This window comes from Nostoc sp. CHAB 5836, assembly GCF_020829445.1.
Taxonomy (GTDB): Bacteria; Cyanobacteriota; Cyanobacteriia; order Cyanobacteriales; family Nostocaceae; genus Nostoc.
Genome location: NZ_JAIVFV010000034.1, coordinates 1 through 10,522, shown reverse-complemented (window position 1 = coordinate 10,522; position 10,522 = coordinate 1). Strand labels below are relative to the sequence as shown.

General features: G+C 42.1%; 13 protein-coding genes and 2 pseudogenes. 7 read left to right on the top strand and 8 right to left on the bottom strand.

Features of this window, described 5'->3' with window-relative positions:
- Positions 1-110 precede the first annotated feature (110 nt).
- Positions 111-218: pseudogene (locus tag LC605_RS09730) on the bottom strand (IS5/IS1182 family transposase); the annotation flags it as partial.
- A gap of 596 nt (positions 219-814) precedes the next feature.
- On the opposite strand from LC605_RS09730, the gene LC605_RS09725 reads away from it, so the two are divergent.
- Positions 815-1,057: a type II toxin-antitoxin system Phd/YefM family antitoxin gene (locus tag LC605_RS09725; protein WP_267868486.1), complete on the top strand. Its 243-nt coding sequence runs from the start codon at positions 815-817 to the stop codon at positions 1,055-1,057.
- Positions 1,054-1,239, top strand: a complete 186-nt coding sequence (locus LC605_RS09720; protein ID WP_229547351.1) for a hypothetical protein — start codon at positions 1,054-1,056, stop codon at positions 1,237-1,239. Before LC605_RS09725 ends, LC605_RS09720 begins: the two co-directional genes overlap by 4 nt.
- Here the strand turns inward: LC605_RS09720 and tnpA are convergent.
- On the bottom strand, positions 1,236-1,634 hold the full coding sequence (gene tnpA, locus LC605_RS09715; protein ID WP_229547350.1) for an IS200/IS605 family transposase: 399 nt from the start codon (positions 1,632-1,634) through the stop codon (positions 1,236-1,238). The genes LC605_RS09720 and tnpA overlap by 4 nt on opposite strands.
- A 51-nt stretch (positions 1,635-1,685) precedes the next feature.
- On the opposite strand from tnpA, the gene LC605_RS09710 reads away from it, so the two are divergent.
- Positions 1,686-2,135, top strand: a complete 450-nt coding sequence (locus LC605_RS09710) for a helix-turn-helix domain-containing protein (protein WP_229547349.1) — start codon at positions 1,686-1,688, stop codon at positions 2,133-2,135.
- Here LC605_RS09710 and LC605_RS09705 read toward each other — a convergent pair.
- Positions 2,091-2,447 carry a hypothetical protein gene (locus tag LC605_RS09705; protein WP_229547348.1) on the bottom strand — a complete coding sequence of 119 codons (357 nt, stop codon included), beginning with the start codon at positions 2,445-2,447 and terminating at the stop codon, positions 2,091-2,093. The two genes, LC605_RS09710 and LC605_RS09705, sit on opposite strands and share 45 nt — an antisense overlap.
- Before the next feature lie 275 nt (positions 2,448-2,722).
- Between LC605_RS09705 and LC605_RS09700 the strand changes: the two are divergent.
- The 3 genes and pseudogenes from LC605_RS09700 to LC605_RS09690 form a co-directional block, all read left to right on the top strand.
- Positions 2,723-3,004, top strand: a pseudogene (locus tag LC605_RS09700) (transposase); the annotation flags it as partial.
- Positions 3,005-3,306: 302 nt separating this feature from the next.
- Positions 3,307-4,905, top strand: coding sequence for an Hsp70 family protein (locus LC605_RS09695; RefSeq protein WP_229547347.1), 1,599 nt, complete (start codon positions 3,307-3,309; stop codon positions 4,903-4,905).
- Positions 4,906-4,956: 51 nt separating this feature from the next.
- Complete coding sequence (locus tag LC605_RS09690) at positions 4,957-5,313, top strand: type II toxin-antitoxin system HigA family antitoxin (protein ID WP_229547346.1); 357 nt, start codon at positions 4,957-4,959, stop codon at positions 5,311-5,313.
- A gap of 55 nt (positions 5,314-5,368) precedes the next feature.
- Here the strand turns inward: LC605_RS09690 and LC605_RS09685 are convergent, their stop codons facing one another.
- From LC605_RS09685 to LC605_RS09670, 4 genes are all read right to left on the bottom strand, one after another.
- The gene (locus tag LC605_RS09685; RefSeq protein WP_229547345.1) at positions 5,369-5,932 is read right to left on the bottom strand and encodes a Uma2 family endonuclease; all 564 of its coding nucleotides are present in this window, start codon (positions 5,930-5,932) and stop codon (positions 5,369-5,371) included.
- 208 nt (positions 5,933-6,140) lie between these two features.
- Complete coding sequence (locus LC605_RS09680; protein WP_229547344.1) at positions 6,141-6,674, bottom strand: L,D-transpeptidase; 534 nt, start codon at positions 6,672-6,674, stop codon at positions 6,141-6,143.
- 586 nt (positions 6,675-7,260) lie between these two features.
- The gene (locus tag LC605_RS09675) at positions 7,261-7,776 is read right to left on the bottom strand and encodes a L,D-transpeptidase (protein WP_229547343.1); all 516 of its coding nucleotides are present in this window, start codon (positions 7,774-7,776) and stop codon (positions 7,261-7,263) included.
- Between the two features lie 113 nt (positions 7,777-7,889).
- Positions 7,890-8,522, bottom strand: coding sequence for a bifunctional 4-hydroxy-2-oxoglutarate aldolase/2-dehydro-3-deoxy-phosphogluconate aldolase (locus LC605_RS09670; RefSeq protein WP_229547342.1), 633 nt, complete (start codon positions 8,520-8,522; stop codon positions 7,890-7,892).
- Between the two features lie 289 nt (positions 8,523-8,811).
- Between LC605_RS09670 and LC605_RS09665 the strand changes: the two genes are divergently transcribed.
- Positions 8,812-9,084 (top strand): GlsB/YeaQ/YmgE family stress response membrane protein, encoded by a 273-nt coding sequence (locus tag LC605_RS09665; RefSeq protein ID WP_229547341.1) that lies wholly within the window; start codon positions 8,812-8,814, stop codon positions 9,082-9,084.
- Between the two features lie 368 nt (positions 9,085-9,452).
- On the opposite strand, the gene nadC is transcribed toward LC605_RS09665, so the two are convergent.
- Positions 9,453-10,319: a carboxylating nicotinate-nucleotide diphosphorylase gene (nadC, locus tag LC605_RS09660; RefSeq protein ID WP_229547340.1), complete on the bottom strand. Its 867-nt coding sequence runs from the start codon at positions 10,317-10,319 to the stop codon at positions 9,453-9,455.
- Positions 10,320-10,522: the final 203 nt, after the last annotated feature.

Sequence of the window (10,522 nt, the reverse complement as noted above, 5' to 3'; positions counted from 1 at the left end):
TAGATATAGTTTTAATCAAAAAGTCTGACTCTTGAATTCTATTTTAAAATGTATTGAAACAGCTTTCCTACTTCTAAAATTTAGGACTATATGACTAAAGAGCCTGCATATCCGCCATCATAGCCCTTAACTCCTCCTTTTTCAGTTGTTTTCACAGTTTGAGAGTCTATAATTCCAGCGGATGGTTCTATGTCTCGTCCTTCGAGTTGCCTGAGTTGCGATGGCGTAACCGCCCGCTGGAAGCGATCGCGCAATACGAGCAAGAAATTCAAATAGCCGATAATTCAGATGGATAAACCCGGATTTATCACAAACTCTGAAAACACAGAGTTTATAACTGCTAAAATGTATATATGGCAAGCATTTCAGCAGTTATAGACAATGACCAGACCAGCAGTGCGTAGTCAAAGCCCGCCGCAGGTATCGCTACCAAAACACTTCAAATTTGAACAGGGAAAGTCACCGGCTCCGGTGAATAGGAGTATTTACGGGAAGCCAAAGCAAAAAATCCCCTGGCTGAACTCTATAGGTAGCGCAAATTTTATCTAATACGCTGCCTGTGGGTATATAGCCGGGGTCATTGCATAGAGGATGAGCGGTATCTCTGCCAAGCATATAGCGGTTCTCAATTGCATGGAATACAGACCTAACCCCCAGCCCCTTCCCTTCTAGCGTTGGGGAGTAAGATTCAAAGCCTCTCTCCTCTTAGGAGAGAGGAATGGAAGTGAGGTCAAAACTGTACTGCACTCAAGGGAGAACCGCTATAAGTTCGCAGATCAGCTAGAGTAAAGTTACAGTGACTCAAAAAAGCATGATGTCTTTACTTCTGGTCAACGACGCTCAAAATAATTTACAAAAGCTAATCGACCAAGTTTCAGCGCAGGGTCAACCCATTATTATTCAGGGTGAGCGTGGTAATGCGATTCTGCTTGCCGAAAAAGACTGGTCTGCTATTCAGGAAACTCTTTACTTATTATCTGTCCCTGGAATGCGAGAATCTATAAAAGAAGGGTTAGCAACTCCTATTGAAGAATGTGATGGGGAGTTAGATTGGTGAGTTGGAAGTTAGTTTATACAAGACAAGCGCAAAAAGACGCTTATAAGTTAGCTTCTAGTAATTTGAAGGAAAAAGCGGAGGAATTACTTGCAGTTCTTGAAGAAAATCCTTTTCAAAATCCTCCGCCTTATGAAAAGCTGGTTGGTGACCGAAAAAATGGGATTCAAGCCCCGTCCTTCTAGGACGGCTTTTCTTGATTTCTAATATACTGCTTAAGAACTTCTAGCGGCGCTCCACCTACAGAAATCGCAAAATAGCTAGGACTCCATAAAGCTTCTTTGTGAGGTTTTTTGTATCCTTCTTGTCCGTAACGACGGCTGGAAACTCCTTTTAGTGCATTAACTATTTGAGACACAGACAGCTTGGGTGGATATTCAATCAGCGAGTGAACATGATTCCCTTCACCATTAAATTCGATCACTTGGAAATCCATTTTTTTGGCAACTTCTTGAAACGACTTTTCAATCAGATCAAGGCTTTCTAGCGTAAATATAGACCTCCGATATTTTGTCACACAGACCAAATGTATTTTTAAGTCTGTAACACTATGTCTTTCTCTTCTAAATATAGTTGTCATTGTATGCAGACCAATGTATAATCATTTTTTAGACCAATTATAGCATTAGCCATGAAAGCGAGGTATCAATACCGTTTCTACCCGACAGACCAACAGCGACAGCTTTTAGCTCAGTTGTTTGGTTGCGTCCGTGTGGTTTGGAATGATGCCTTGGCTATCTGCAAGCAGTCAGAAAAACTACCAAGCAACAATGACTTGCAAAAGTTGGTAATTACTCAAGCAAAGAAAACTATTGAACGACAATGGTTATCCGAGGTTTCTAATATCCCTTTGCAACAATCCGTAGCAGACTTAGGGGTAGCCTACAAAAACTTTTTCGATTCCCTTAAAGGTAAGCGTAAAGGTAAAAAAGTTGGTAAACCCAAGTTTAAAAAGAAAACTAATCAACAATCAGCACGATTTAGGATTGGTGGCTTTTCTTTTCAGAAAGAACAAGTCTATCTAGCTAAAATCGCATTACGAGTAAGTTTTAGAACGAGCGATCGCTACAGCTTGCTCTAACTTGTCGAGAGTTTTGACCTGGCGGACTAAGGAGCGAGTTTGAGAGGGTTTAGTGATTTTCACCCTCAGTTCCTCTGGCAGGGTATCAACTACTTTCTTCGCAGATAGCAAATCTCTGACGCGGCGATATCCCCCGTGTTTGGTCAACTCGCTTTCGCAATAAGCTTCAAAGCTAAGGTGTCCACCATCTTGGTAATAGCCTTTATCTCGCATAAGACGCAGTTCATCGGATGCTTGCCACTCAAAACGGTCGATGGCGGTGAAGGTTTCCTGGATGCTGGTGTTGAGGTTGCTGTAAGTAGAACAACGCAAATAAAGCTAACTGGCTAAGGCTGTCATTTGTCATTTGTCCTTCGTCATTTGTAAGGGTTTAAGGTGTATTTACGTTTCGTAACATAGGTTAGTTTATTCTTGCCTACTTACTTAGTCAATAGCTAAAGTTGTTTGGGAACAGTCTAGTGTCAGCATTGTTTCACCTTTATATGCTGCATATACACACAAAAAACAGCGCTTAATACTTTTAGTTTCTTTTAATATCATGTTCGGATAATCGCTTATGATAAAAGTAAAGAGTGCAACTATGAACTATGCCGAAACGGATCAGTATAGCCACACATTTAAACATTTCCGAGTTAGAACAGGTTTATCGTCAGGCAAAAGACGGAGTAGAAAGTCGCCAATGTCAGATTATATGGTTATTAGCACAAGGGAAAAAAACCGAAGAAGTTGAGGAAGTAACAGGCTATAGCAGAACATGGATCTACGGATTAGTTAAAAGGTATAACGAATCGGGCATTTCTGGAATAGGCGATCGCCGCAGTGAAAATCAGGGAGCAAATACCCTAATAGACGATATCCACCAAGCACGTGCTATGCGTTGCAGCTAACACTTCGCTGCAAAAGACTAGACCTCTTGCATAAGTCGAATAGACCCCCCTTAATCCCCTCGATATTTTGGTGGGAAACTTGAAATCTTGCCCCCTCCCCTTTATAAGGGGAGGGTCGCGGAGGGGTGATTCAAGGATTTTTGCAAGAGGTCTACTGAATCGATATCTGGGTTGGGATGCAAAGAAGCAAGCGTCTGGGCACATTTGCATTCTTGGTAGCTTATGGAGAATAATCACAGAGAAAGCAGCTTTAGCGTCTTTGTGCGAGAGAATAAATATAAAATATGGCGATCGCAATCGATTTTGGTACTAGCAACACAGTCATTGCTCGTTGGAACCCTGTCACCCAGCAGCCAGAAACCCTGAATCTCCCAGGTTTGTCAATTAAACAAAGTCTCAATCCGCCACTGATTCCCAGCTTGGTTTATGTTGAAGACGCAACCCAAAATCAAGTCTTAGTCGGGCAACAAGTACGCGATCGCGGTCTTGACCTCAAGGGCGAAACACGATTTTTCCGCAGTTTCAAACGCGGTATTGGTGCAGATATTCAAGGTTTCTTACCCGAATTAGATGGGCAAATCATCACCTTTGAACAAGTAGGGCAATGGTTCCTCACCCAGGTGATTGAACAACTAGCACCCCTGCAAGGTGGGTTAGATTCTCTCGTATTAACCGTACCCGTAGACAGTTTTGAAGCCTATCGTCACTGGTTGGGAAAAGTCTGTCAATCCCTTCCCGTCGAACAGGTGCGAATGTTGGATGAACCCACAGCCGCCGCCTTGGGTTATGGCTTGGCAGATCAAGAAATTCTCTTGGTGATTGACTTTGGTGGCGGTACTTTGGATTTGTCCCTTGTCCGGTTGGATCAAGGCGTACAAGCAACCACTAAACCCCTAGGATTTATCCTCAAGTGGGGTAATAAGTCCTTAGCTGAAGATTCAAAACAAAAAGTTAAAATAGCCCGTGTCCTGGCGAAAGCTGGGCAAAATCTGGGCGGTACTGATATTGATAATTGGTTAGTAGATTATTTTGCCAAAACTCAAGAGTTGGCGGTAAGTCCGTTGACAACACGATTGGCAGAACGGGTAAAAATTCAGCTATCAACCCAAAACCAAGCTAGTGAAGTTTATTTTGACGATGAGACATTTGAAAGTTATGAACTGGAACTAAACCGCGACACTTTTGAAGATATTCTCAAAGAACACGCATTTTTTGAGTTACTAGATGAGTCGATGACGACACTGTTGCAACAAGCAAGACGCCAAGGGATAGAACTTCCAGATATTAATGCAGTTTTGTTAGTTGGTGGGACAGTGCAATTGCCAGCAGTGCAGACATGGATCAAACAGTATTTTGAGTCAGAAAAAATCCGTTGTGAACGTCCCTTTGAAGCGATCGCTCAAGGTGCGTTACAGTTAGCTCAAGGGATACAAATCAAAGACTTCCTATATCATAGTTATGGTATCCGCTACTGGGATCGTCGCAATCAGCGTCACAAGTGGCATTCTTTAATAAAAGCTGGACAGGCATATCCCATGAGTCAGCCAGTGGAATTAGTCTTAGGCGCTTCTGTAGAAAATCAGCCCAGCATTGAATTAATTATGGGAGAATTGGGAGCAGATACAGGTAATACTGAAGTTTATTTTGATGGCGATCGCCTAATTACTCGTCGTCTAGATGGTAGTGAAACCAGCGTCAAACCGCTTAACGATCAAGAAGGCGCGAGAACAATTGCCCAACTGACCCCAGCCGGATATCCTGGAAGCGATCGCATCAAAATTCTCTTTCAAGTTGATGAACAACGCTTTTTGCGAATCACCGTTGAAGACTTGTTAACGAATGATACTCTTTTAGAGAATCAACTTGTGGCACAGTTGAGTTAGATATAATGCACATCATCAGTGGTAAAAAGCTGCGCGAATTTTGCCAAAAATATGCTGATTCTTGTGGTTATTAAAACAGATGAAGAAAATGAGCAAGCTATTGCACTAGCAGAGGAACTATCTCATCGAGTTAACCGAACTTTGGAAGAGTCAGCATTATTAGATTTGTTGCTCGCTCTGATAGAAAAGTATGAAGATAAGCATTATCCAATGGAAGAATCAACAGCACACTCAATGTTCCTCCATCTAATCGACGCTCAGAATATTAAGGAAGCTGAGTTGGTCGCAATTCTCGGTTCAAGAGAGGTTGTTTCTCAAGTTATGAGTGGAAAACAAGAAATTACCCAGGAGATGGCTAAGGCTTTAGGGAACTTTTTTCACGTTGATACTAGTTTGTTTGAGAATTAGGCGATGTTTACGACGGGCTACGTCTACGCTTTTTCTCATTCCAGCCGAGTTATTTCTAGCCACCCATCTTTAACCATCCAAAAACTTGATTGACGGTTAGTGCAAGTTCAATTTCTGGTAATACAGGCAAAAAATCTTCTCCCTGGAGTAGCACTGGCTGCTGCTCTGGTAGAAATACTAGAATACTAAGATCATCAGGATCAAGAAACCATCCAAGCCGACTACCATACTTTAGACAGTAGAGAATGTTCCCAATTACTTTGTTGGGTTTTTGTTCTGGCGAAAGAATCTCAATCGTCCAGTCTGGTGGAAGTTCAAAATTATCAGGTATTTCATTATCAACGGTGAACGGTATGCGTCCCCACTGAAATACAGCTACATCAGGTACAATTGAGCGATCGCCAAAGCTACACCGTAATTCGGGAAACGCATAGGCAATCTTCTGATTTTCCGTGACTTCATTGACAACAGCACCGAGTTTACCTTGTAAGCGGCTGTGTCTCCCTTTCGGCATTGGCTTAGGAATAATCTTACCGTTAATATATTCACTCGCAGGCTTTGTTTCTCGGAGCTTCAAAAACTCTTCCAATGTGAGAGATTGAGTTATTGTGACGCTCATAGCTCCTGAATCCCTTGAAGATGTGTTTTTAGTCTACCGTATATGTATGGACAGGTACGTTTACTCCGTGAACGCACCTGTTCATACATCAAGAGAAGAATTGCCGTAACGATCGATTCATCATCGCGATAATTCGTAATTGAAATTCTTAATTACGAATTACGTTGGCGTAGCAAAGCGTAGCCCATTACCAATTACGAACTACGAATTATTTCCGCACCACTACTAAAGTTCCTGTTGAAGTCCAGTTGTAAAGATTGCGAGCTTGCTTAACAGGCAAATTTACGCAACCGTGGCTGACTGGACTCCCAAAACGATTATGCCAGTAAGCACCGTGGATGGCATAGCCTCTGTAGAAATACATTGTGTAAGGAACGTCAGGAATATTGTAGTTTCTGCCTCGCATCCGGTGAGTACGATACTTAGAATTAATCCGAAATCTACCTATGGGTGTGGGGGTCGATCGCTTTCCTCCAGAAATGCGGTATGAATAAACAAGTTTATTACCCTCCCATGCACGTAACCGTTGCTCTGACAGGTCAATTTCAATCCAGCGAGGTTGGCTAATATTATTAGATACAGTGATGCTGTTTTCATCGACTGACGTGGCTGTTGCTGTAGTAGAGTTGGATGTACCTGTTAACGGTGATGACCAAGATAATAAAGTCACCACCATCAGCGCCACCCCTGTACAAAAAGTTCCTGAAGAACGAATTCCACCACTGCGAATCCAAGATTGCATTATGCCTTACCTTCTAAACTACGCAAAAATCATTAAGTGAAGTAATTTTTTGGAAAACTACAAATTTCCAGAGTGACTACTCGCTCTCTGTCAAGGATTTACGCAATTCATCCGCTAATGCTTCTCAAGAGAAGTCCTAAGCTAATCTGCATCCAATTTGCACATTAGTCATTTGTCCTTCATTAACCAATGACCAATGACCAATAGACATAGGAGTAAAATTAAATATGCGTTACCCAGAACCCTTGTTTTGACGTAGCAGTGCTACGTCAAAACAATTCTTTTTCACCAGATGACCAATGACCAATGACCAATGACAAGATTTACAAAGAATCTGTCATTTAAATGCCTAAATGCAAACTTTCCCTAAATTTATATTTGCATTTGTAATTTCGTACAGTAATTGTCAGGATTTACGCTTATTTTTGGGGCAAATCGTTGAATGCCCCCTTTTATATTTTACTTCAAGTTCAGTAATTCCGACTCCGAAAATTCCCAGCAAGATTTTATGCTGGGAATCAGTCAATTGTCTTGATTTATTGTTATTTGTAGTTTTGCTGAAATTGCCTTCTAGCTACTTCACCTACTATTTATGAATCACTATTGGTGTCCCTACTGATGCCCACCCGAATAGCCATTTTGCGTGTTTAGGTGCGATATTTACACAGCCGTGGCTCACTGGAGTGCCAAATCTCTTATGCCAGTAAGCTCCGTGAATAGCGTAATTACCTTGGTAAAACATTGCATAAGGAACATTGGGAACATTGTAATTTTCTCCCTGCATCCGCGTAGTTTTAAACTTGGATTGAACCTTAAAAGTACCAACAAGAGTAGGAGTAGATTTTTTGCCAGAGGAAATAGCGCTTCCATAAACCACTTTGTCACCTTGCCAAGCTATTAACCGTTGCTTGGAAAGATTAATTTGAATCCAGCGCTTTTCTGATTGTTGTAATGTCTGGATTGTTTGTGCAATCACTCGATTTTTGGAATTTGCCCAAACTTCACTGGTTCCAGTAGTAGTAAAAACACTTAGAGACAGTGCTGTAGCAGTGAGGATTATTTGTAAGCGACGCACCCAGTCAGGATAAATCAGTCTTTTCATTTTAGATACACTCACACTCAAATCATGGGGTCTTGAGAAACTGATCAGTTTTCACCTTTATTTCCATATCTATTACTTTAATAGACGTGAATGTTTGATGATTTGATTCTAAGTTAACCTAACTGTCGCATGAGGTTTTTTGCCTGAGTTGCGATCGCTGACCAATTTCTTTCTGTGACAAGCTTTTTGGGAAATAATTCACCGCTCAAACCGACAGCGATCGCCCCCGCTTGCAAAAATTCTTTCGCATTTTCCAGAGTGACACCACCAGTCGGAATTAAGGGAATCTCGCCCAGAGGCCCTTGCAAACTTTTGATATAATCAGCCCCTCCCACTGCTTGCACGGGAAACACTTTTACACAACTAGCGCCCTGACTCCAGGCGGTAACAATTTCTGTAGGAGTCATAGCTCCTGGTATAATAGGGACATTTTTTTCTTGTGCTGCTTGAATCATTGTCCGATCAACGTGGGGTGTGAAGAGGAATTGCGCCCCAGACGCGATCGCTTCTTGTAGCTGCTGAACATTGAATAGCGTACCAGTGCCAATGATACAGGCTGGTAATTCCGAACGTAGCTGACTGATTAATTCCCCAGCCCCATCGCTATTCCAGGTAATCTCAATTAGCTGCATTCCCCCAGATGCTACAGCCATTGCCATTTGCTGTCCCACTTCAATTTTAGGGGCGCGGATGACTGCGATCGCTCGATGTTTTTGCAACTCTGATAACCAAATTTTATTAGGCATTTTTTATATCGGCTTATATGGTCAAACTTGGGTTAATTTTCTAGAGAGATGTCAAGATTTAGTCACACATTTAACGTCATCAGCGCAAGTATTATCAACGTGAACTAAGGGCTATGGAGCTTATTTCATCTGCATCCTAGCCTTTTTTGTCCCATCGTCAGCAAAAACCTAGTTGCAATTAAACTATTCCTTATGGACAATAATGATTAATTCTGATGATAGATAGGACGAAAGATTAAGATTGTTAATATACACTCATGAGGACAAAACATTTACCAAATTAATAACAATGAATATTCTCGCTTGGATTGTTTTAGGTCTAATTGCTGGTGCGATCGCTAAAGCTATCTACCCTGGTCATCAAGGTGGAGGAATTCTGGGAACAATCTTGTTAGGAATTATCGGTGCTTTTGTTGGCGGTAGCTTAGGTATATTCTTCAGTACAGGAACTTTAACTCTAGCAGCTCCTAGTCTTAGCATTCCTGGTATTGCGGTAGCAGTTCTTGGTGCAATTGTTGCAGTTTTCTTGTGGAACTTATTAACCAACCGCAGTGCTGTATAAAAACAAGATTGCAGACAATGAGCGATGATAATTTAGGAAATTAATTATTTAACTATTGCGAATTAAATCAAAAAAATAGCGCTAGCGTGTTAAATGGCGCTATTTTTTGATTTCTTGATAAATTAAATAATAATTGGTGGCAATCTCTGTAGGACAATTCGCCTCATTGTATTTAAAGCAATACACTTGGGTTAAGCATTTCTTTCTTCTCTTTGCGTCCAACTCTTACGAGACGCACTCGCGTTGGCGTCCTTCTCCCAGGAGGAGACGCACTCGCGTTGGCGGTAGCCTGCGGCAAGCCGAAGCGTCTACGTTAAAAAAACTGACTTTTACTGAGAGTTTTAGCCTTAATCCAAACGTATTGGTATTTAAAGTATAATCCTCATACTCAAATCCAACCACTTCGACTGAGTAATCGGCCCACTGCTAGAGATATAATCAACACCCGTTTCCGCCACAGCGCGAATTGTTTCCAAGGTCACATTCCCCGAAGCTTCAATTTTCACCCGCCTATCTTCCTGGCGAATCAACTGTACCGCCTGACGCATCATATCCAAAGGCATATTGTCCAACATAATAATATCAGCCTTGTGCTTCAAAGCTTCTGTCACCTGCTCTAAACTTTCCGTCTCAACCTCTATTGTCAAAGGATAAGGAATCTGAGAACGAATACGGGTAACAGCTTCTCCAATTCCCCCAGTCGCCGCAATGTGATTATCCTTAATCATCACCGCATCATCCAACCCCATGCGATGATTAATTGCCCCGCCCAAAGCAGTCGCGTACTTTTCCAACAGTCTCAGCCCTGGCGTGGTTTTACGCGTATCCACCAACTGAGCAGGTAAATCAGCAATTTTCTCTACATATATATTAGTCAGCGTCGCAATCCCACTCAAGCGCATAGCCAAATTGAGCGCGACCCGTTCCCCCATCAGCAGCGCATCCAGCGAACCATGAATTTCAGCTACTACCTGTCCCCGCTCACACCATGCACCTTCAGCCGCAACCGCCACAAAGCTGACCTTCTCATTCAAAATCTGAAACACCCTAGCAGCAGCCGGTAAACCAGCAATTATCCCTGAAGCTTTAGCCATCCATTTAGCGGAGCCTAGCGTCACATCTTCAACTAGTAGCGTATTTGTTGTGCGATCGCCCCTGCCAATATCCTCCAACAACCAGCCACGCAAAAGAGGATCTAAAATCAGCCAAGGCGGTAAAACACCAGAACTGCTCACAAATGTATTGCTTCCTTAGTAACTTCCAGGAATACTATAGCCTAAAACCCTTACTATCCAAGGCTTTTATACTCAGAGAAAAGCATTTCCCAAGAAAAATGGAAAAAGTAGTTGACACAAAGAGTGAGGTTCGCTATATTGAATAAGTGCCTGAAGCGGAGCGAAAAAAGCAACGCTTAAGAAACACCGAACCTTGAAAATAT

Bases quoted from the DNA above. Each gene is read 5' to 3' on its own strand.
- LC605_RS09725 (WP_267868486.1), top strand. From the start codon at position 815: ATGTCTTTACTTCTGGTCAACGACGCTCAAAATAATTTACAAAAGCTA.
- tnpA (WP_229547350.1), bottom strand. From the start codon at position 1,634: ATGACAACTATATTTAGAAGAGAAAGACATAGTGTTACAGACTTAAAA.
- LC605_RS09710 (WP_229547349.1), top strand. From the start codon at position 1,686: ATGAAAGCGAGGTATCAATACCGTTTCTACCCGACAGACCAACAGCGA.
- LC605_RS09695 (WP_229547347.1), top strand. From the start codon at position 3,307: ATGGCGATCGCAATCGATTTTGGTACTAGCAACACAGTCATTGCTCGT.
- LC605_RS09690 (WP_229547346.1), top strand. From the start codon at position 4,957: ATGCTGATTCTTGTGGTTATTAAAACAGATGAAGAAAATGAGCAAGCT.
- LC605_RS09685 (WP_229547345.1), bottom strand. From the start codon at position 5,932: ATGAGCGTCACAATAACTCAATCTCTCACATTGGAAGAGTTTTTGAAG.
- LC605_RS09680 (WP_229547344.1), bottom strand. From the start codon at position 6,674: ATGCAATCTTGGATTCGCAGTGGTGGAATTCGTTCTTCAGGAACTTTT.
- LC605_RS09675 (WP_229547343.1), bottom strand. From the start codon at position 7,776: ATGAAAAGACTGATTTATCCTGACTGGGTGCGTCGCTTACAAATAATC.
- LC605_RS09670 (WP_229547342.1), bottom strand. From the start codon at position 8,522: ATGCCTAATAAAATTTGGTTATCAGAGTTGCAAAAACATCGAGCGATC.
- LC605_RS09665 (WP_229547341.1), top strand. From the start codon at position 8,812: ATGAATATTCTCGCTTGGATTGTTTTAGGTCTAATTGCTGGTGCGATC.